Consider the following 22,547-nt stretch of genomic DNA (forward strand, 5'->3'; position numbering starts at 1 on the left):
CTCAAACTGGGCCTGAATATCTTTCCGGCAAAATTGTTGCCGATTATTTAGATGAATTGGATGAGGATGTAATCGCAACCGAAAGGCAAAGATTAAATTGGGAGAAGGAAGCCTGCATCGTGCTTGAGGCCTGGGGTCAAACTAGGATTAAGCAGTTATTGGGAATCTGGAAGTCTAGACGTGTTGAGCATAAGGAGGACATGCTTGAAAACAAGATCGAAAACTTTGCTTCAAGGATCGAGGCATTAGGGAGATTTGAAGGGAAAATTGTAAAGCGGGCAATTAAACAACTCGCGAGAATTGAGAAAATAAATAATGATCAATTTTTGAGCTTGGGAAGCGCAATACTCACTGCATGGGAAGGCGGGCGCCTAAAGGAACTGATAAGCGCATTATCTGACTCGGCCGATTTGGATGAGAATAAATTGCTAGAGATTTTAATAGAAGCAAATACGATTCAAGCATTGCATACAGCTGAAGCCGTAAAAGCTAAAATGGAGACAATTCGAGGTCTTGAAGAGCGAATAAAGAATAAAGAATTAGAAAATGCGACACGGGACTACATTGCAAAAAATCCGTGGTTGGTGTCACCTCATTGGGAAACATTTGCAGTTGAAAAAGGCACAAAGCAAGTAATGCAAAAAGCCGCAGCCGAAGCATGGACTGGACCACTTAAACCTGATCCAGATTGGGAAAAACGGATTGACCTAATGTTTTCAAGTGGGGATCAGCTTCTGCTCCTAGAATTCATGAGGCCTGGCCTGACGGTTGATCACGACCATTTATCAAGATTCGAAGCGTATGCTGATTGCATAAGGGCAGCAATCGAATCGAACACCGCCGGGAAGTTTAAAAAATTAACGGGATATTTGGTCGCCGACAAAATCGAAAAATCGAAACCTCAATGTCGCAAGAAAGTTGAGAAACTGCAATTAGATGATTTACGGGTAATGGATTGGGATACATTGCTCTCCCAAGCATATGCACAATGGAAGGAGTTTTTCGGGCATCTACTTGAGCGTGCTCCTGAAGATGAAAGGCTCCAAGAACTCGCAAGTTAGATCACTTCAACAGACTAACTCCAAATCTCTATTTTCCCTATTGACCAATGCTCTTGTAAATAATTTAGTTTGAGTGCAATAAGACTGTCTCAGAGACACGGGGCTAGTTAATCTATAATGGACAGGATATCTTCAATTTCGATCTTGAGAACACTCCGCAAACAATGTGAAATCAATAACTTAGATGCCCGGACAATTTAAGGTATCCAAGTCCGGACAATTTACGGTCCCGGCCCCAATTGATATCAACCATCCCAACGGCAACGACGCGAGCGTGGCGCGTTTGCACCGAACAGGTGTAGCGCTATCAATGACCAAGGCGCAGTGGCCGTGAATGTCGCCAACGCCGACGCGCGATTGACGATAAGCGTGACGCACTGGAACCGTTGCCATTTCCAAACAGGTGGCTGAGTGAACGAATCGCCGTACCGCGTTTCCGTGACAACCACACCGTCACCCAATCCATGCTCGCACGTCGTGAACAGCGAAGTCCTAATCAACAGAGGTCCTAATCAACAAAGGGGAATTGAATGACGCAGTCGACCGTCTTGATCACCGGCGCCAATCGCGGCATCGGCCTGCAGTTTGTTAACGCTTTTGCTCAAGAGCAGTGGTCCGTCATCGCGTGTTGTCGCGACCCTCAGAGCGCGTCCGAACTATCCGCGCTGAGTGCGCAGCACGAGGCGGTCGAGGTGCATGCCTTGGACGTGACGGATTACTCACAGATGGCCGCGCTTGCGCGTCAGCTTGATGACACGCCGATCGATATTCTGCTGAGCAATGCCGGTATATACGGACAACGCGTGTCGCTCGACGATGTTAATCTCGACGCGTGGCGTCAGGTGCTGGAGGTGAATACGCTCGCGCCGTTCGCACTGGCGCAACAGTTTGCTCCCCACGTGGCCGCCAGCAACAAGAAACTCATCGCTCTGATCAGCAGCAAAGTCGGTAGCATTGCGGACAACAGCAGCGGCGGCGGCTACGCGTATCGAAGCTCCAAAACCGCGCTCAATATGGTTGGCAAAAGTCTGTCGATTGATCTGGCCGATCGCGGCATCAGCGTGGTGCTCATGCACCCGGGATGGGTACAGACCGATATGGGTGGTCCGAATGCGCTGATTACGGTCGAACAAAGCGTGACGCAAATGATGGACACATTAAAAACAGCGGAAACGCGAAATGGCGAGTATATCGATGTCGATGGGCGCCCTATCCCCTGGTAGGGGCCTCTCGCGTACGCAAACGGGGCGGCGATATGCGCTCGAAATCGACGCGTAGACGGACCGGGTAAGCGGCCCGTTACAACCAAATAAGTCTGCGAGTTTATAGGGGAAACAAACAGAAGCGATTGTCTTCACATCGCAATCGCGTGCGCCAACCTAACCTCGTCGATTGGCCCACTGATACCTACGACATGCCTTCACCATGAGCGCCGTTCAAATTGTGTGGTTTAAGCGAGATCTGCGCTCAGCCGATCATGCGGCATTGACGGCGGCGGCCGCGCGCGGCCCGGTGTTGCCGCTGTTTGTCGTTGAGCCCGACTACTGGCAGCTGCCCGATGTCTCGGCACGCCACTATGCGTTTTTAGGTGAATGCCTGACGTCTTTGCGGAATGATCTGGCGCGGCGAGGACAACCACTCATCGTGCGAGTGGGTCCCGTCGAGGTGGTATTGGAGCGGGCGCGCCGACGATTTGGCGCAATCGTACTCTGGTCTCACGAGGAAACCGGCAACGCATGGACCTACGAGCGCGACAAACGCGTGGCGCACTGGTCCACCTCACACGGTGTTGTTTGGCATGAATGCCGACAAAACGGCGTCGTACGGAGGCTGGGATCACGCGATGGCTGGGCGTCCCGTTGGGACGCGTTCATTCAACAACCGATACATGATCCCCCGCATTCTCTGCCACCGGTCTCCGGCATCGAACCGGGAGACCTGCCCAGCCCATCGGACTTAGAGCTGGCGCCCGACATCTGCCCGGAGCGTCAACGCGGCGGTCGCGAGCACGGCCTTGACTGCCTCCATTCCTTTTTGCATGAGCGTGGGCAGTGGTATCGCCAGGCGATGTCCAGTCCGCTTGGCGGTGCTCAGCAATGCTCGCGAATCAGTCCGCACCTTGCCTGGGGCACGCTATCGATTCGCGAGGTGTACCACGCGGTGCAAGCTCGACGAGAAGCTCTGAAGTCTATGAACACGAAGGGCTGGCGTCCATCACTCAAGTCGTACACATCGCGGCTACACTGGCGCGATCACTTCGTTCAAAAACTTGAAGATCAACCCAATATCGAGCGGCGTCATATACATCGAGCCTACGATGCAATGCGCACAGCGGAACCGCCCGCCACCACGCTTCATGCATGGCGCCACGGCGAAACAGGGCTACCCTTTGTCGACGCCTGCATGCGATCGCTGCAGGCCACCGGTTGGATAAATTTTCGCATGCGCGCCATGCTCATGGCGGTCGCAAGCTACCACCTGTGGCTCGACTGGCGTAAACCCGGAGAGCACCTCGCACGAGTCTTCACCGACTACGAACCCGGTATTCACTGGCCGCAAGTACAAATGCAGTCGGGCACTACCGGTATCAATACCATTCGCATTTACAATCCGATCAAACAGGGCAACGACCAGGATCCAACCGGTGAATTCGTGCGGACATGGATTCCAGCTCTGGCGAGAGTGCCAGATGCGTTCATCCATGAACCGTGGCGCTGGTCCGAGGCATCATCCCTACTCGAAAAGACTTACCCGCTCCCCATTGTTGATCATATGGAAGCGGCCAGAGCCGCGCGGCAAAAACTCTGGGCCGTGCGAGACTCCGATCGCTTCAAAGATCAAGCACACTCGATTGTGCGAAAACACGCGAGCCGAAAGAGCGGACGCGGACGCGCGCGAAACGTCCGGCCAAAGGCGGTGTCACTGCCGCAGCTCAAGCTCGACTTGGATTGAACAACCGAACACAAAGTCCTTCGCGGCCGGCCTGGCATGGCGCACGAGGGACCACACCCGCTCAGATACGGCAGGTTGAGCGCGCTGACACGACATCAACGACTGAGGATCGCCACACGGATTCGGCCGGTGAGGTACACTCTCGGCGTTCGCGTTTCTGGGACCAACGCGCGTCTTTTACACATGGTTTTTAGTTGGGAGCGTTAACTGAGCATGGTGTACCGATTTACGGACGATTACAGTGAAGGTGCGCACCCCCTTATTCTCGAGGCGCTCACGGCGAGCAATGCCGCGCAACAGTCCGCGTACGGCGACGACGCGCATAGTCACAACGCGCGCCGCGCGCTGCAAAAACATCTTGATGGTGACGCGGCCATTCACTTTGTGGCCAGCGGCACGCTGGCCAATGCCATCTGCATCGCGAGCTGCTTGCGGCCTCACGAAGCGGTGATTGCCGCGCAGTCGGCGCACATCGCTCAACACGAAACCGGCGCGATCGAAGCCACTGGGCACAAGATCATCAGCGTGCCGACCGACGATGGCAAACTCACCGTCGCCGCGGTGCGCACGGCGGTAGAACGCAATACCTTCGCTCCGCATATGGCCAAACCCCGCCTCGTCTATCTCTCGAACGCGACGGAGCTCGGCACGGTTTATACCGGTGACGAATTAAGCGCGCTCAGTCAGTATTGTCGGCAGCACAATCTGCTGTTGATGCTCGATGGCGCGCGACTGGGCGTTGCGCTGGCCAGCACCACCCTCAGTCTTAAAGCGGTTGCCGCCAACGTTGATCTCTTTTGGATTGGCGGCACGAAATGCGGCGCGTTGCTGGGGGAGGCCATCGTGATCCCCAACTCGACGCTCGCCACCGACTTTGCCTTTCACATCAAACAACGCGGCGGGCTCCTATCAAAAGGGCGCGTATTGGGCGTGCAGTTTGAAACGCTATTCGAACAATCGTTGTACATTGAGCTTGCAACAACCGCCAACGCCCACGCGCATCGACTGTCGGAAGGGCTCATTGAAAAGGGTTATCGGTTGTTGATCGGCACGCAAAGTAATCAAGTCTTTCCGATTCTGCCCAATGACCTGGTGTCGACCCTTCGCCAGCACTTCGCCTTCCACACGTGGCAGGCCGGCGAGTCCGAAACCGCCATCCGGCTGGTCACCTCATGGGCCACCGACACCGACAAAATCATCGCGTTTCTCGCGAGCGTGCCGACTAAACGTTGACCCGATCTGGCAGCGCAAAGTGGGTGCGCGCAAAGTCACTGTTGAGTCGTTCCTGAGAGTACCAAGTCCGCAACGCGTTGCCGGCCTCAAGATCGGGGTTAGCCGCCAAAAACGCCTCAAATACACACTCGTCGCTCGTCTCACTATGACCTAAACACAGGAAGCGTTGTACACGCTCCGCCACAAGACTCAGAAAAGCGATCGTGATGGTCACGTTCCGTTTTTCCGGCACGCCGGCTCGGTTGACCAACACATCGATCCCGGCAAGATAGCAACGCAACGCCTCGATAAACGATTGGGTACGTACAACATCAAACGCCACGCGAAGATGCGCGCGATGATCGAACGTGACCGGATCCAGCTCGCCGTTCATGAAACGTTGAGTCATGGCACTCAGCGCGCCGTCTGCAGGGTCCGGTGGTGTCACAGCGTGCGTCACGATTCGCTTAGCGTATGGCTGTCGTCGGCGGTCAGATCCAGATCATAGACCGCTTTGAGCTGTTCGATTTTTTCAAGCGTCGCCTCCGAGAACGGTGGCTTTCCCTCAAAACAATGCAGCGTCATGCCCTCGAGCAAGTCGCCCAGCGACAGATCAAGCTGCTCGGCCAGCCCCTTCAGCACTTTAAGCATGCGTTTTTCAATGCGCACACCGGTTTGTACGCGCTCAATTTTTTTACTCATTGAGCTACCATACTACCTTGGTAACAAAATAACAATACTCAACAACCCTCGATTAGATCTCGGGTTGCGGCAAAGGGCGCCGGCCAGTCTAGATCAACGAGCTGCGCGGCGCTCGGCAAGCAATCAGGGTCAACAAACGACGCGAAGGTTGGATCAATGTTGCTAAACAACAGATCAAACGCCAAGCGGTCGCCTCCATACAGTCCGCGATGAATCATCGCCGCCGAAAACAACAGACCGTCACCGGGTTCGAGCGCCACATCGACAGCGTCATCGAGGTCGTCGTGCACCGCACAGCCGTTGCGCCCCATGCGCACGTCAAACTCGTGATCGGTGTCCCATCGGCGGTGGGTCCCCGGCACTAAAGAGATGCCGCGCTCCGGTTTAAATGCGATGCGCAGATGCAGCGGATCGTGCTCCTTGAGCGCCCGCTTTTGGGCGTCGATGCTCGTCTCGTTGTATTGACTGTCACGGTGCCAATAGTTGTCGAGCGAGGCATTGGCTGGATCAAAGAAAAGCTGCGTGTTGATAAACATCGCGCCTTGAGGCAATACATCTAGCACGACATCGCGAACCGCTTGGCTACCCACAAAGCGAAACAGCGTCATGCGTGCCTCGTCATCGAGGTAGCGCGTCGCCGTTAAGTTGGCGCTGTTGATGGCACGCGACGCATAGAAATCGGCGTTGTCTTCAAGCCAGGCGGCGTGAAAGCGCGTGAGTACCGCGTGCACGGGGGCGAGTTCAGAAGGCGCGAATAACGCCTTATGCAACCGATAGCCATGCTGTTCGTAGACTGTGCTCATACCTGCATGGAAACTATCGCACACCCGATGCGACGCCGCATAGTCAGCGTGCGATCCAACAAAGCGACCGATCAGTGTCGATCATTCCGAATTGACAGGCTGATGCGCCGACGCCTGTAGACGCCCTATCGATTCGCACTCACCGCACTCAACCTTCGCGCTGACGTTGACGTTCACTGCGCACGGGCGGTCCTATCCGCCGCACCCATCTGACCGTCGGCGGACGATGCGTTGGGTGCAGCCGCAATCAGTCGAGCGAGGGCAAATTCAGCTTATGCTCACGTGCACAGTCGCGCGCGATGTCATAGCCGGCGTCGGCATGACGCATCACGCCAGATGCGGGATCATTCCACAGCACTCGTTTAATACGCGATGCAGCCGCGTCGGTGCCGTCACAACAGATCACCAACCCGGCGTGTTGGGAGTAGCCCATGCCGACCCCTCCACCATGATGCAAGGACACCCACGTGGCGCCACCAGCGGTGCTCAACATGAGATTGAGCATCGTCCAATCGGACACCGCATCGGAGCCATCCAACATCGCCTCGGTCTCGCGGTTTGGGCTAGTGACCGAACCGGAATCGAGATGATCACGACCAATTACAACCGGCGCGCTGAGCTCACCGGACTTCACCATGTCGTTAAAGGCCAGACCCAAACGATCGCGATCGCCGAGCCCTACCCAACAAATGCGCGCTGGCAATCCCTGGAAATCGATGCGCTCCCTGGCCATGTCGAGCCAGTTGTGAAGGTGTTTGTCGTTTGGCATGAGCTCCTTCACTTTGGCATCGGTCTTATAAATATCTTCCGGATCGCCCGACAGGGCAACCCAGCGAAACGGGCCGATACCACGGCAAAACAGTGGCCGAATGTACGCCGGCACAAAACCTGGGAAATCAAACGCGTTATCAACGCCCTCGTTTTTTGCCTCCTGCCGAATATTATTGCCGTAATCCACGGTCGGAATACCCTGCTGGTGATACGCCAGCATGGCTTTGACATGCTCGGCCATCGATGCTCGCGCAGCAGCGGCCACCTTGTCTGGATGATCGCGTCGTTCACGGTGCCATTGCTCGACAGACCAGCCCACCGGTAAATAACCATTGACCGGATCGTGCGCCGAGGTTTGGTCGGTCACCAGGTCAGGTCGAATACCCTGTTTGACCATATGCGGCAAGACTTCCGCCGCATTACCCAGCACGCCGACCGAAATCGCTTTGCCTTCCGCGTGTGCCTGTTCAATACGTTTCAACGCCTCATCGACCGTTGCAGCCTGGGTATCCAGATAGCGATTGCCTAAACGAAAATCGATTCGGGTTTGATCGCATTCAATCGCTAAACACGAGAAGCCGGCCATGGTGGCGGCGAGCGGTTGGGCACCCCCCATACCGCCCAGGCCTGCAGTGAGAATCCACTTACCGTGCGCATCGCCATTAAAATGCTGACGGGCGGCCTCGACGAACGTTTCATACGTGCCTTGCACGATGCCCTGCGAGCCGATGTAGATCCAACTGCCCGCCGTCATCTGGCCATACATCATTAAGTCGTTTTTATCGAGCGCATTGAAATGTTCCCATGTCGCCCAGGCGGGTACGAGATTGGAATTGGCGATCAGCACGCGGGGGGCGTCCACGTGGGTTTTGAAAACGCCCACCGGCTTGCCCGACTGCACGCACAGACTCTCGTCGTCCTCCAGCGTTTTAAGGGTCGACAAGATTTGGTCAAACGCCTCCCAGTTGCGCGCCGCTTTGCCGATACCCCCATACACAACAAGCTCCTCTGGGCGCTCGGCGACCTCCGCGTCCAGATTGTTTTGCAACATGCGAAACGGTGCTTCGGTGAGCCAGCTTTTGCAATTGAGTGCGTTGCCGCGCGGAGCACGGATGGTGCGACCGGTATCGACGCGAGTTTTTGAGGACATGATGACTACCTTGTTTAACGAACAGAGTGCGCCGGACCATTCGTCGACGCTCGCTTGTGCGGCGCGTGGCACGCTAAACGTGGCGCACAACATCGGCCGCCCCTCGACAGGTTGGGCCCCACTAGGGCAAGTCGACGCGCTGCCCGTCGGTGGGGTTGAGCGCGCGTCAACGCCAAATTAACCGTGTTCGACGTGATCTCGCTGAGTCCGCAGGCTAGCATCGCAAACTTGTATAGACAAGTTAAAACACCTGTGATTTACTCGGGAAAACGTCGCCCCTCGGGATACACTGATATTATGTCAATCCACGCGTTCGAATTCGCCCTGCTGCCGGACGGCCTGGCGCGCAACGTGGCCATCGAAATCGACGATGGCAGGATTACGCGCGTCACCCCAAATAGCGCACAAACCGGGGCCGCAGGATTGGCGCTGCCGGGCATGGCCAATCTCCACTCGCATGCACACCAACGCGCGATGGCGGGGCTCGCTGAACACGCCTCAGGCCAATCTGGTGTCACCGACAGTTTCTGGACGTGGCGAAAAATCATGTATGGTTTTCTCGATCACTTCGAACCCGAACACCTTTACGCCGTCGCGCGCCAGCTTTACATCGAGATGCTTAAAGTGGGCTATACGCGCGTCGCCGAATTTCAGTATCTGCACCATCAACCCGACGGCACGCCCTATGACGAACGGGCCACGATGACTTTGCACACCATCGACGCGGCGCGGGATGCCGGTATCGGCATCACGAGTCTGCCCGTGCACTATCAGTTTGGTGGTTTCAACCGACAACCCGTGAGCGAACAGCAGCGTCGCTTTTTTAATTTACCCGACGACTACGTACAGTTGGTGAGCCAAGTGGACGCTCAAAGCACGGGCAACGCCAACTGCGGCATCGCCCTCCATTCGCTACGCGCCGTTGATACTCAGACGTTCGAGCGTATCGCGGGGCAGCTCGATGTACTCGACGAGCGGCCGATTCACATTCATATCGCCGAACAGCAAAAAGAAGTCGACGATTGCCTGGCTTGGAGTGGCGCACGCCCGGTTGAATTCCTATTCGATCGTTTTCCAGTAACGTCCAACTGGTGTTTGATTCACGCCACGCACCTGGACGATCGAGAAACCACGCGTTTAGCCAAAAGCGGCGCGGTAGCGGGACTGTGTCCGACCACCGAAGCAAATCTAGGCGATGGATTGTTTAACGCCGTCGACTATCTCCATCAAGAAGGCGCATTTGGTATTGGTTCTGACAGCCATATCTCGGTATCCCCCGTCGAAGAGCTTCGGTGGTTGGAATATGGCCAGCGGTTGCGGCATCAAGGTCGCAACCTTTTGTGCGCCGAGGCAAGTCGTCACACCGGGCTACGCCTGTATCAAGCCGCCGCATCGGATGGCGCTCGCGCCTGCGGCCACCGGGCCGGCGTGCTGGCACCGGGTATGCAAGCCGATATGGTGGTGCTCGATACACAGCATCCGCTGCTGGTCGAGCGCGATCCAGAAGCAATGCTCGACAGCTATGTGTTTTCCGGCAATACCAACACGATTACAGACGTCTACGTCGATGGTCAGAAAGTCATTGACCAAGGCCATCATCGCGATGAGCAGGACGCTGCTCACCGATTTCGCACCACGCTGACTTCACTGCGATCCTCACTATGAATACGCTCATCTTACAGCCCGGCAAACTGACGCTTGTCGACTTGCGTCGCGCCTATTTCAGTCGCCACACGGTTCAACTTGCTGACGACGCCTGGAACGCGATCGATCGGGCGCAACGCGTCGTGCATCAAAAAGTGGAAGGCGGCGATATCGTCTATGGCGTCAACACCGGCTTTGGTCGCCTGGCGCAACAACACATCGACAAAGATCAACTCACGGAGCTGCAGCATAATCTGTTGTTGTCGCATGCGACCGGCGTCGGTGAGTTTCTCGATGCGGCCACCGTACGCCTTATATTATTGCTCAAACTCAACGGCCTGGCTCGAGGCGTGTCGGGTGTGCGCCGTAAGGTGATTGAGCTGTTACTCAATCTGCACAACCAAAATTTGCTGCCCGCCATTCCGGAAAAAGGATCTGTCGGCGCGTCCGGTGACCTGGCGCCACTCGCCCACATGAGCCTGCCGATTATCGGCCAGGGCAAAGTGTTTGAAAACGGATCGCTGGTCGACAGTCAGGCAGCTCTAGCCAGCGCCGGCTTGTCCCCCATCGAGCTCGCCGCCAAAGAGGGCTTGGCCCTGTTAAACGGTACGCAAGTGTCCACGGCGCTCGCTCTCAAGGGCTTATTTGAAGCCGAACAAAACATCAACGCGGCGTTTGTCGCCGGCAGTTTAACGGTCGAAGCGGCGCTGGGTAGCCGCACACCATTTGATCCGCGCATTCAGGCCGTGCGCGGCCAGCCCGGTCAGATTGAGGCTGCCCGCATCTATCGCCAGTTGCTCGCCGAGAGCCAAATCGGATTGAGTCATGAAGGGTGCGCAAAGGTGCAGGACCCCTACTCCCTACGGTGTCAGCCCCAGGTCATGGGTGCCTGCCTGGAGCAGTTGAGCCATGCAGCCACGACCATCGAAATCGAAGCCAATGCGGTGTCCGATAACCCGTTGATCTTCACCGATGAGGGCGACATTTTGTCTGGTGGCAATTTCCATGCGCAACCCATCGCGTTTGCCGCTGACAATATCGCGCTTGCCATTGCCGAAATTGGCGCAATGTCTGAGCGCCGTATGGCGCTACTACTCGATGCCAACATGAGCAGCTTGCCAGCATTTCTTGTGAAAGATGCGGGCGTTAACAGTGGGTTTATGATTGCACAGGTCACTTCCGCAGCCTTGGCGAGTGAGAACAAGAGTCTTGCCCATCCGGCGAGCGTCGATAGCCTACCCACATCGGCCAATCAAGAAGACCATGTGAGTATGGCCACCTTCGCGGCACGGCGACTCACGGATATGAACCTCAATACACGTTATGTTGTGGCCGTTGAAATTCTTGCGAGCTGCCAAGGCATTGAGCTTCGGCGACCTCTGCGTTCCAACGACACATTGGAAACGTATTGGCAAAAAGTCCGCGAAGTCGCGGCGTATTGGGATCACGATCGCTACTTTCAGCCGGATCTAGAGGCGATTGCTGATCTTATATCAAACAACACCTTTGGCGATTGGGCGAACGGCTATATTCAAAGATGATGAAATGATCACGTCATGAGTCGGGTCTTTTTGCCATACTGAGATTTGTATTTGCATCAACCCTTTTTTGAGCATTGATTATGGCAATCCGCGAGATATTGCAGATCGGTCACCCTATTCTCGCCGCGCGCGCGCAGGAAGTGGATCCGGCGTCTATCCAATCGCCCAAAGTGCAGGGATGGATTACGGACATGATCGATACGATGCGCGATGCCAACGGTGCCGGTATTGCGGCGAACCAGATCGGCATTCCGTATCGCTTATTTGTCATTGAGATCGGTGATAACCCCCGATACCCGTATAAACCGCGGGTACCGCTGACGGTTGTGATCAATCCAGACATCCGTATTTTGAGTGATGAGATATTTGTGTCGAACGAAGGCTGCTTATCGGTGCCAAATATACGCGGCAATGTCGAGCGCTACGCAGAAATTCGTGTGAACTATTACAACCGTGACGGCGATGCGATCAGCGAGACGATTCGCGGCTATTCAGCCTGCACCTGGCAACACGAAAATGACCATCTCGACGGCGTTTTGTTTCCACATCGTGTAACCGACCCCACGTCGTTCAGCTCTTGGCAGGTCTTTAAGGAATTTCAAGAAGAAGACTACGCGCGCAAAGTGCGCGCCCTCGTTGAGCGCTGGGGAAGTTAGGCCATGAAATCCCCGGCAAAACCGCACACGCCAAGGGCAAACATGCTGCTCTACAACGCGAAAATTGCCACCATGGTGCAATCGCCCTCCGCCTATGGGCTCATACGAGATGGCGCCATTGCCTTTCAGAATGAGCGCATCGCTTGGATCGGTCACAACGACGCCGTGCCGGACTCAATTGACTGCGATCTGCGTATCGACTGTCGCGGCAAACTCATCACCCCCGGACTGGTCGATTGCCATACGCATCTTGTATACGGCGACAATCGCGCGCGTGAGTTTGAACAACGCCTAAACGGCGCAAGCTACGCCGACATCGCAAAGGCCGGAGGTGGCATCATCTCCACCGTGAATGCCACGCGAGAAGCGAGCGATGAGCATCTGTTTGACCTGGCCGCAGCACGCCTCAAACAATTCATGCGCCAGGGCGTGACCACCATCGAAATTAAGTCCGGTTACGGACTCGATACCGGAACGGAACTCAAGATGCTGCGCGTCGCGCGAAAACTTGGAGATACGTTTCCAGTCGACGTTGTGACCACGTTTCTAGGCGCGCACGCCATTCCGCCGGAGTATCAGGATCGTTCCGACGACTACATTACGCTTGTCTGCAACGACATGCTGCCTGCCGTAGCCCGGCACAACCTCGCCGATTGCGTTGACGCCTTTTGCGAGAACATCGCGTTCTCGCGCGAACAAGTCGAACGTGTGTTTAAGGCAGCCCGAGCGCACAACCTGCCCGTGAAACTCCATGCCGAACAGCTTAGCAATCAACGCGGTGCCGCGATGGCCGCACGTCATAACGCGCTCTCAGTCGACCATCTGGAGTACTTGTCAGTCGAAGACGTCGCCGTGCTCGCTGCGAACAACACCGTGGCCGTACTGTCGCCCGGCGCGTTCTATTTTCTTAACGAAACGCAGCTGCCTCCGCTCGACGCCTTTCGGGCAAACGGCGTACCGATTGCGCTGGCAAGCGATCATAATCCCGGTAGCTCACCGATGCTGTCGTTCTCGCTGGTGCTCAATATGGGGTGCGTGTTATTCGGCTTAACACCAGAAGAAGCACTGACCGGCGTCACACGCCATGCCGCCCAAGCGTTAGGACTCGCCGACGAGGTCGGCACGCTTGCCGTGGGCAAACGTGCCAATATCGCGCTATGGGACACCGACCACCCAGCCGATCTCAGCTACGCCATCGGTGGCGACCTGTGTCTGGGGGCGTATTACAACGGTCGGTTCAATTCCTGGTAGCGCGGCCTGTTTAATGCGTTGAACGCGTCAGCGTCCTGTCGACATCCTAACAATCACCACCTCGTCGACGCCTGCGGCCCGATCAAGACTGATTAAACGAATCGGACAGCGCGTACTGATCACCTCGATGATAAAGATCAACATACGATACCGGCGTGTCGCGAGACCAGGTTTTGCGCTCGAGCAGTAGACAAGGAATGGCCGAGCTCATCGCCAACGCTTCCTGAATTTCCGACGTGGGCATGAGCGCTCGTACTTTGTGCTCAACGCGCTGCAGCGGCACGTTCGCCAATAAGAACTCGCTGGGTGTGGTGCGCGCAAGATCGATGACCGAATAGGTCGGCACACTGGCCGGGCTCACAAAACGCTTTTCAAACTGCAAAGGCACGTCGTTCTCCATGTGCACGATCTCCGTTCGAAAGGCGGGCTCATCCACGTCGAGCCCCATCCAGGATGACACTTCACGCGGCGGGACCTCCAATTCGTTTTTGATGACCTCAAAACTGTAGGTACGGCCGCGCTCCTTGACCTCTTCGGCAATACTTTTGACCCGCAAGAGATGACCTGTCGTCTGCGTTTGAGCCACAAACGTTCCCACACCATGGATACGATTGAGTAGGCCTTCGGTAGTGAGTTCGCTCAGCGCGCGATTGGCGGTCATTCGCGACACGCCGAACAGCCGCACCAGCTCGTTCTCAGACGGCACCCGCGCATCGGGCGCTAGCTCACCGGTAAATATCTTGTCCGCAATGAAATTCTTTACTTGCTGGTAGAGCGGCTTACTTTGTGGGTCTTTGGCCAATAGACTGCTCACGATGAAAAGCGGCGCAACGACGCCTGCCCATCGAGTGTAACAACCCGGTGCGCCGGTCGCACGTGCCACGACGCGCGTACCATCGAATCTCCGCCGCGTATGAGCGTAACGTCTTGAATCGAATTCTTGCTTTGTGCTCAGTTTGCTGATCAGGAACGGGCGTTAGCCCCGCGCGTTGCGCCATTCATTGTGGTCAACGCCAACAACCGACGACGCGCACCAGGAACGCAAACGAGTACCTTAAGACCGGTTCAATCACAAAACGGGCCGCGCTACCCACCCCCGCCTCGTCGGTGGCGATCAAGTGATACTTCTGTAACAATTTGGGGATAGGCTTTGGGTGTCATAATCCACGAGTTACTGATTCAGAACACGCAAATTGGGAAGTGACCAAGTCATGACGAACCGGCACATCGGGTCGCCTCATGACGGACACGAATAATCAGGGAGCCCACCATGTTTAACCAAACTGTTTTTCGCCCCGCACTCGCACTGGTTGCGTGTGTGATGGGTGTCGCCGCCTTCGCATCAGAGGCCACCTACCGCTTGACGGTAGTCAACAATTGGACCGTCAACGATTTTCCGGCCAATTTTCCTGCCAATGACCATTTCGCCATGCTCGGTGGCGGCACACACGATCCCAACCTCTCATTTTGGTCGCTCGGTGCCAATGCGTCGTCTCAAATAGAGACGATGGCCGAAGCGGGTAATGCCGTCCCGCTTCGCAATCAAATCACAAGCGCAGGCGGCTCACCCCTTCTTTGGAATTACTGGTTCTGCCGAGCCGACCATACCAACCCGGCCTGTGGCTCGACGGTCGTTGAATTTACAATCGACAGCGACGCCTCGGCCATCACCATCACATCAATGATGGCGCCGAGTCCTGATTGGTTTATCGGTGTTAGTGCGCTGAACTTGTTTCCGAATGGTGCCTGGCTAAGCTCGCTGCAGATTCCACTGTTTATGTACGACGCTGGAACGGAAGAAGGTTTGATTCCAAGTGGCAGTAACCCACCGACCTCACCCATCGAGCCGATTTCACATCTTACGTACAACACGGGTAACGGCGCGTATGAACGCACTGTTGATGTCGACATCATCGGCTCGTTTACGTTTGAACTTCTGAGTGTCGAAGACGATCTAGACGCCGACGCTGACGGTGTCGGTGATTCACTCGACAACTGTCAACTTGTCGCCAACGCGGATCAGACCGACACGGATGCAGATGGCTTTGGCAACGCGTGTGATCCGGATGTGAACAACGACTGCGTGGTGAACTTCATCGATTTATCCGCATTTTCGACCGAGTTTCTCGGCACCAATGCGCTGTTTGATTTTAATGGCGACGGCGCGGTTAACTTTATCGACGTGACCGTCCTACGTGATGCGTTCCTATCCGCGCCTGGCCCGAGCGCCGCAGGAGCCTGCATACCGTGACACAATCGACCGCTTTTCTGATCCATTGCATTCGTGCGGCGCTGGCTGCCTCGGCGACTCGGTCTGAATTTGACTTGCCTACCGTCTACTGGGAACAACGTTAGCCGTAGTTCAATATTCAGCCCCGATCAGAAACCAAAAGCGCGCGGTGTTTCGCCGCGCGCTTTTTTATGCGCCACTCACCATAGCGAGACACCCGACGGCCTGATAAGCTCATCAAGTTGTTGTCGGATTCGAACCCATGCGCCTGAGTCATTTCGCCCAAAATCTGATTGCCGGACTCAAGATTCTGACCGGGCGATCCGTCGCGCGACAACACGTTCACGTGTCGCTGCGGTTTGTATTATCGGGCCTATTGCTAGGCATCGGCCTAATGGCTGCACTCGATTATGCGCTTCAATCGCATGTGCGCTTTTGGGATGTGAACGGTAGCGCGATATTGGGCTGCTATCTCGCGATCGCCCTTTTGATCGCCATCATTTGCACCCATATCGAGAATGACTACCCGCAACTACCTGTTTTGCTTACCTTGCTTGCTGCCTGTTTTCCTTGGCTTGCGGTGGCGTTGTCGCTGTTTCCGTATTCGCTCGCCTCAGCGCACCCTTGGGTGCTCGTACTGCTGCTCGGCTACTGCGTCTGGGTGATCGTGCGGTGTCTTCGAATCGCGTTTTACTATCCATCGCTACGCTCGTCGTTTGTCGCCATTACGTTCATGGTCGCCGTGGCTGTTTTTGGATGGGGTCGATTTTTCTATCCAAACCTATTTGATTCCTATAACCCTGCTGATTATGAGGAATTGCCTCACCTCGACGCCGAGCACCTCTTTTATCAACAGCGGGACTTAGTCGATGATCAACTCATGTTTGTCTCGCCTTCTGCGCCCGGCTCAACCGATCATTTTTTTATCGGCTTTGGGGGCAGCGACCTTCAAACGGTGTTTGAAACCGAAACTCTGTATGCCAAGAAGCGCTTTGAGGAGCTCTATGCCACCAAAGATCGCTCTTTGATTTTATTTAACAACACCGAGAAACTCGATTCACAGCCCATCGCGAACAGTTACAACCTTAAACAGGCCATCAACGGTGTCGGTGACAAGATGAGTGGAGACGACGTGCTCATCTTGCTGTTAACTTCGCACGGTGACGACGACGCGACGCTTTCTGTCGACCTCGAGTCACTCGACCTTCGGCTGATCGAGGCGTCCGAACTACGCGCGGCGCTGGATATGGCGAACATAAAATGGCGCGTCATTATTATCTCCGCTTGCTTTTCAGGTTCGTTTATCGACGAGCTGGAGAGCGACCACACCCTGATTATCACGGCTGCGTCCGCAGACCGCAGCTCGTTCGGCTGTTCGTCCGATCGAGAACTCACGGTGTTTGGCGAAGCGTTCCTAAAATATTCGCTCGACGCCGAACACAACTGGGTGACGGCGTTTGATAAAGCGCGAACGTTGATCGCTGAGTGGGAAACCGAGGCGGACGTACCACAGTCCCAGCCACAGATCCGGCTTGGCCCGGCGATACAACGAAAATTGGGATTACCCTCACCGCCGACGACCGTTGTTCAATCCGAGCAACACACAGACTGAATGCGTGCAGACGCGTGTCGCGTCGGAAAGCGACGATCAGCCCACTAACGAATCAGCTGGCAAAGCGTGTCGTATTGAGCCGCTAGCTCTTGTTCATACTGCGCCTGCATGGCATTGATCTTGGGGGCGCGCTGTTCACGCTCTTGAATAATTCGATCAATGTTAGCCATCAGCTCATCCGCCTGCAGCTCCTCGATTTGAAACGCGTAGTCCCCGAGTCCAAATTCCTCGAGCAAATCGGCGGCTTTGCGGTAATAGCTGGTGCTCATGACAAGTTTCTTCGAATGCAACCCGATCACCGTACCGTGAAATCGTGTGGCCACGATAATGTCAGTACTGCCCATGGTTTCCTGCAGCGCGGCCACCGTCGTACTCGGCCGGGAAAGCTGGTCTTCGTCAAACTGAGTATGCCCGTTTTCTCGGAGACGCTCGAACACATCTTTCATGACATTACTGTCTTTGGTTTGGGTGGCAAAAAAGAAAAAGGGGAATCCACGCTCATGTAAGCGCACGGCGGTCTGCGCCAGCGCATCGACAAAATTGTTGTAGAGTCGAGCGTCAGACACATACCAGTAGTTACTTGAGTAGACCGGCATCGGATTAATACCCACAACCGGATGCTGCCAATCGGTTGCCCGTGGATTTACACGCTCAGGCAAACTAAAGGCCAGATCGGGCGCCACGTGAATATCAACATCGCAGCCGGCTTGCTGCAACAACGTTTTCGACGGCTTATCCCGCACCGACACATAGGCGGCTTGTTTCACTGCCTTACGAAAATGCTTCATGCTCAAAGGGGAATAAATGGGGCCCGCGCCTAGGCTGGCGAAGGCAATGGGCGTGTTGCTCTTGCGCGCGATGCGCGCCCAGCGCCTCAGCGTGAAAGGAAACGCCCAGGGTCCACCAAAGTTATCCAAAAACTGGTTCGACCCTGTAAAAATCATAAGGTCGACATCCTTCATGCGCTCGATATTGCGCTTTTCGAAACGTCGCTCGTTGCGCACGATGGCCGGTAGATTCGTGACCAAATCGAACAATCGTCGCAAACGCTGCTTGAGGGTGGGACGCCACGCCACCTGCGTGTAGGTCCATCCATCGCGCTCATGTAGCGGCGCCTTAGCGTTAGCGCTGTTGTCGTCGACAGACTGCCAATTGAGATACAAAATGTTGGAGATCGAGGCATCGTCCTCTGGACGCAGAGGAAAGCTGTCGTAGCCATGTCGCTGTCGGCTATCTTCGGGCACGATGGTAAAGAGCTTGAAGGTTACGCCGGGCAGACGCGCCTTGAGATTAGCAATGACCGACTCGGTGATTGCTTCGTCGCCCAAATTCTCATTGCCGGTATGCCCAAATAACGCCACCACTGGGGCGTTGGCTGCCGTGTTTTGTGTTGTTGACATGCTGTCCCTGTGTTGGTGAGTTGGCGACGCCAGCATGCCACATTCGGCTGCCAGATCGGCGCATCGGCGTCACATTCCGGGCGCAATAATACCTGTAAAATCGCGCCGCTTCACGCGGCCGCACTATAAATACAGCGTCACACCAATGCCAGCATCAAACGTGCGCCATCCAGCGCAAACAGATCGGGTACCATGGCGCCTAAACCAGAGCGTCATACCGATGTCACAGGGGACGGTTACGCTCAATTTTTCTTCAGCGACCCGCTTCGACGGGTCGCATGGACTCTTTTTTGGGGGAGAACCAAATGCTATTTGCCGATTGCGCGCCGATTGTTCGACGAGTTGTTCTACTTGTTATGCCATTTTTCCTTTCGGCCGCGGCCGCTCAGATTACGATCGGCGAGCCGATCAAAATTAATGAAATCGATTACGACCAGCCTGGCTCAGATGGTGCTGAGTTTATCGAGCTCTACAATTCGGGCCCGGCTGTCGTCAACCTGAGCACCTATACACTCGAACTCGTCAACGGCAGCAACGACTCGATCTACCAAACCATCGCCCTTGGCAATGTCGATCTTGGCGCCGGCGCGTTCTTCGTCATTTGCGCCGACGCATCGGAGGTCGCCAACTGCATGCTGGAAGGTTTCAGCTCGGTGCAAAACGGGTCACCGGATGCGGTGGGTTTGCTCAACAGCGGCGTCGTGGTGGACGCCGTGAGTTATGAAGGCGATGTCGCCGCACCTTATGTAGAAGGATCCGGCGTCGGTCTGGAAGATGTGAGCAGTGGTGGCACAGGCGGGCCGAACGAATTCAAGAGTATTGCTCGCTTTCCCGATGGCGATGATACTGATGTTAACAACGTCGATTTCTCGCAAGTCTGCATGAGCCCCGGTAGCGCTAATTTGACGACGACCAGCAACTGTCTACCGCCAAGTGTCGAAGCCATTGTCATCAATGAAATTGACTATCAAGAAACCGGCGTTAGCGATAATGAGTTTATCGAGCTCTACAACGCCGGTAATACAATGATCGATCTGTCGACCTACTCCCTTGACCTTATCGATGGCGGTTCGGTTGCGGCCTATCAGTCGATTCCGCTGTCGGGCACCTTGGATGCCGGCAGTTACTACGTGGTGTGCGGCACGGCATCCGTTTCGCCGTGCAATATAAACACCGCGCTGGGCAATGACTTCATTGAGAACGGATCACCGGATGCGGTGGCGCTATTTGACGGTACCGATCTAATCGACACGGTGAGCTACGCGGGCAGCGTAGCGGCACCTTATACTGAAGGCAGCGGCATCGGCCTCATTGATGATCCGGCAACCAGTACGGCAGGCCTGTCACGCTTCCCGGATGGCGCCGACACCAATAGCAATAACAGTGATTTTTCGATTCGCTGCGCGACCCCTGGCACCGCGAACACATCCGTCGCCAGCGCGTGCGCCGGCGGAGCCGGTATTGAGATCTACGCGATTCAGGGCAATGGCTTGGCCAGTCCACTCGCCGGTCAGGTGGTCACCACGAACGACAATATCGTCACCGGCGTTGGTCCGGATGGTTTCTTCATTCAAACACCTGCACTGCGCAGCGACGGCGACCCCGACACATCGGATGGCCTTTGGATTTATACCGAAACCGCGCCCACTGTGCAGGTGGGCGATCAAGTCGATGTCACCGGCACCGTGGAAGAGTTTTTCGATTTTACCGAGATTACCGATGCGCCTCTGGTGAGCATCGACTCAAGCGGCAATGCGCTGCCCACGCCGATCGTTCTCGATGCGGTGCTACCGTCGCCCGCGCAACCGCAGTCTCCGATCGAGCTCGAGCGTTTTGAGGGTATGCGCGTGAGCACGGTGGCCGTGACAACCGGTCCGTCTGATCGTTTTGGCGACACCCCGGTAACGGCCCAATCGATGCGTGCGTTCCGTGAGCCAGGCATCGCCTTTCCAGGATTGCCTGGCCTACCCGTTTGGGATGGGAACCCGGAGGTGTTCGAAGTGAATGCCGATGCGCTGGGCCTTCCCGACACGCCGTTCTTCGGGGGCCAGGCGATTACCGCCGAGGGTCCTCTCGCCTTTTCGTTCGGCGACTACCAAATCTGGCCTACGTCGCTCAGCGCCGGCACGCCGCCGACATTACCATTACCCGTACGGGCGGCTGAGGCGGGCGAGTTCACCATCGCCACGCAGAATTTTCAGCGCCTCTTCGACAACATCGACGATCCGTTGGTTGACGACACCGTTGTCCCACTCGCGGAATATCAAGCGCGCCTTGAAAAAGTGGCCTATCAGATCAGGGTGAATCTCCGCGCTCCAGATATTGTGGCGCTGCAGGAAATCGAAAGCCTGACGGTCATGCAGGACATCGCGGCGCGCATTACGGCCGATGATCCCTCCCTCACCTACGATGCGCACCTTATCGAAGGCAACGATGTGGGTGGCATCGACGTCGGCTATCTCACCAACTCAGCCACCGTATCCGTGTCGTCGGTCACGCAAATCAACCCCGGCCTTTTGCTGAGTGTCGACGGCAGCCTGCTTAATGATCGACCGCCACTGCAAATGGACGCGCAGTATATTGGCGGCAGCGAGCCCTTTGATCTGACCATTATCAACGTGCACCAGCGCTCGCTCGGCGGCATCGATGGGGACGACGCTACACGTGTCAAAACCAAACGATTTGAGCAAGCCGAAACACTTGCGCAGTATATTCAGGGACTGCAAACCGCCAGTCCAGATATTCACTTGGTCGTGACCGGTGACTTCAATGCGTTCGAGTTTACTGACGGATTCGTGGATGTCATGGGCCAGATCAGTGGCAACTTGGACCCGCTCGGGGACGAAATTGGCACTACCGACATTGTCAATCCAGATTTGACCAACCACGTTCTGTCCTTACCCGCTGAAGAGCGCTATTCCTTTATCTTTGCGGGCAACGCGCAGGTTCTCGATCACACACTCACATCAACAGCGCTCAATCCGTTTGTGAGTGGCTTTGAGTTTGCCCGAGCGAATGCCGATGCGCCAGCCAGCCTGCTTCTGCTGACGGGCCCGGGCAGCCCACCTGTCGCAGACAATACAGCCTTGCGCTCGACGGACCACGATGGTGGCGTGCTCTACTTGACCCCTGTCGTTGATACCGATGGCGACGGCATTACCGATAACCTCGACAACTGCACGCTGGCACCAAACGCCACACAGTTGGATACAAATGGCGACGGTTTTGGCAACGCCTGCGATCCCGACCTGGATAACAACGGGATCGTCAACTTTCTCGATCTCGTGCAGCTTCAGCAAGCCTTTTTGTCGGTGCCAGGCGACGCAAACTGGAACGAAGACGCAGACCTTGACGGCAATGGTGCTGTCAATTTCTTCGACTTTATCATCATGACGAATCTGTTCTTTGGTCCACCTGGCCCGAGCGGTGTGGCGCCGTAACCGCACTTATCGTTACGCCGAAAAACCGGTTGATCTTCAAACGGCCCGCCATGCGGGCCGTTTTTTCATGGGTTCACCGGTGGGACAGATTTGATCACTTTTAATCACACTCGCCCTGAATT

17 protein-coding genes are annotated in these 22,547 nt (G+C 55.7%); 11 read left to right on the forward strand and 6 right to left on the reverse strand.

The annotated features are described in order from the left end of the window. The 4 genes from AAF465_10900 to AAF465_10915 all read left to right on the forward strand — a co-directional run. A partial coding sequence (locus tag AAF465_10900; protein ID MEM7083230.1) for a hypothetical protein occupies positions 1-1,061 on the forward strand: 1,061 nt, incomplete at its 5' end. 530 nt (positions 1,062-1,591) lie between these two features. Continuing rightward, on the forward strand, positions 1,592-2,284 hold the full coding sequence (locus AAF465_10905) for an SDR family oxidoreductase (protein MEM7083231.1): 693 nt from the start codon (positions 1,592-1,594) through the stop codon (positions 2,282-2,284). Between the two features lie 202 nt (positions 2,285-2,486). Further along, positions 2,487-4,013, forward strand: a complete 1,527-nt coding sequence (locus tag AAF465_10910; protein MEM7083232.1) for an FAD-binding domain-containing protein — start codon at positions 2,487-2,489, stop codon at positions 4,011-4,013. 213 nt (positions 4,014-4,226) lie between these two features. Continuing rightward, positions 4,227-5,246: an aminotransferase class I/II-fold pyridoxal phosphate-dependent enzyme gene (locus AAF465_10915; GenBank protein MEM7083233.1), complete on the forward strand. Its 1,020-nt coding sequence runs from the start codon at positions 4,227-4,229 to the stop codon at positions 5,244-5,246. On the opposite strand, the gene AAF465_10920 is transcribed toward AAF465_10915, so the two are convergent. The 4 genes from AAF465_10920 to hutU form a co-directional block, all read right to left on the reverse strand. Next, a complete protein-coding gene (locus tag AAF465_10920) occupies positions 5,236-5,673 on the reverse strand; it encodes a hypothetical protein (GenBank protein MEM7083234.1) in 438 nt (145 codons plus the stop codon). The two genes, AAF465_10915 and AAF465_10920, sit on opposite strands and share 11 nt — an antisense overlap. Before the next feature lie 8 nt (positions 5,674-5,681). Next, positions 5,682-5,927 carry a hypothetical protein gene (locus tag AAF465_10925; GenBank protein ID MEM7083235.1) on the reverse strand — a complete coding sequence of 82 codons (246 nt, stop codon included), beginning with the start codon at positions 5,925-5,927 and terminating at the stop codon, positions 5,682-5,684. Positions 5,928-5,965: 38 nt separating this feature from the next. Then, on the reverse strand, positions 5,966-6,730 hold the full coding sequence (locus AAF465_10930; protein ID MEM7083236.1) for a phytanoyl-CoA dioxygenase family protein: 765 nt from the start codon (positions 6,728-6,730) through the stop codon (positions 5,966-5,968). Between the two features lie 247 nt (positions 6,731-6,977). Then, positions 6,978-8,651 (reverse strand): urocanate hydratase, encoded by a 1,674-nt coding sequence (gene hutU, locus AAF465_10935; GenBank protein ID MEM7083237.1) that lies wholly within the window; start codon positions 8,649-8,651, stop codon positions 6,978-6,980. 297 nt (positions 8,652-8,948) lie between these two features. On the opposite strand from hutU, the gene AAF465_10940 reads away from it, so the two are divergent. The 4 genes from AAF465_10940 (at position 8,949) to hutI (ending at position 13,743) form a co-directional block, all read left to right on the forward strand. Continuing rightward, entirely contained in the window at positions 8,949-10,316 is a 1,368-nt protein-coding gene (locus AAF465_10940) for a formimidoylglutamate deiminase (protein MEM7083238.1), read from the forward strand. Further along, positions 10,313-11,836, forward strand: a complete 1,524-nt coding sequence (gene hutH, locus AAF465_10945) for a histidine ammonia-lyase (protein ID MEM7083239.1) — start codon at positions 10,313-10,315, stop codon at positions 11,834-11,836. Before AAF465_10940 ends, hutH begins: the two co-directional genes overlap by 4 nt. An 80-nt stretch (positions 11,837-11,916) precedes the next feature. Further along, positions 11,917-12,492 (forward strand): peptide deformylase, encoded by a 576-nt coding sequence (gene def / locus AAF465_10950; protein ID MEM7083240.1) that lies wholly within the window; start codon positions 11,917-11,919, stop codon positions 12,490-12,492. Positions 12,493-12,495: 3 nt separating this feature from the next. Further along, positions 12,496-13,743, forward strand: a complete 1,248-nt coding sequence (gene hutI / locus AAF465_10955; GenBank protein MEM7083241.1) for an imidazolonepropionase — start codon at positions 12,496-12,498, stop codon at positions 13,741-13,743. Positions 13,744-13,825: 82 nt separating this feature from the next. Here the strand turns inward: hutI and hutC are convergent, their stop codons facing one another. Further along, positions 13,826-14,626, reverse strand: coding sequence for a histidine utilization repressor (hutC, locus tag AAF465_10960; GenBank protein ID MEM7083242.1), 801 nt, complete (start codon positions 14,624-14,626; stop codon positions 13,826-13,828). 387 nt (positions 14,627-15,013) lie between these two features. Between hutC and AAF465_10965 the strand changes: the two genes are divergently transcribed. Next, positions 15,014-15,994, forward strand: coding sequence for a spondin domain-containing protein (locus AAF465_10965; GenBank protein ID MEM7083243.1), 981 nt, complete (start codon positions 15,014-15,016; stop codon positions 15,992-15,994). Positions 15,995-16,235: 241 nt separating this feature from the next. Beyond that, positions 16,236-17,585, forward strand: coding sequence for a C13 family peptidase (locus tag AAF465_10970; protein MEM7083244.1), 1,350 nt, complete (start codon positions 16,236-16,238; stop codon positions 17,583-17,585). A 44-nt stretch (positions 17,586-17,629) separates the two neighbouring features. On the opposite strand, the gene AAF465_10975 is transcribed toward AAF465_10970, so the two are convergent. Beyond that, positions 17,630-18,985: a polysaccharide pyruvyl transferase family protein gene (locus tag AAF465_10975; protein ID MEM7083245.1), complete on the reverse strand. Its 1,356-nt coding sequence runs from the start codon at positions 18,983-18,985 to the stop codon at positions 17,630-17,632. Positions 18,986-19,290: 305 nt separating this feature from the next. On the opposite strand from AAF465_10975, the gene AAF465_10980 reads away from it, so the two are divergent. Beyond that, positions 19,291-22,425: a lamin tail domain-containing protein gene (locus AAF465_10980; protein ID MEM7083246.1), complete on the forward strand. Its 3,135-nt coding sequence runs from the start codon at positions 19,291-19,293 to the stop codon at positions 22,423-22,425. Positions 22,426-22,547: the final 122 nt, after the last annotated feature.

The organism is Pseudomonadota bacterium, from assembly GCA_039028935.1.
Taxonomy (GTDB): Bacteria; Pseudomonadota; Gammaproteobacteria; order Steroidobacterales; family SZUA-146; genus SZUA-146.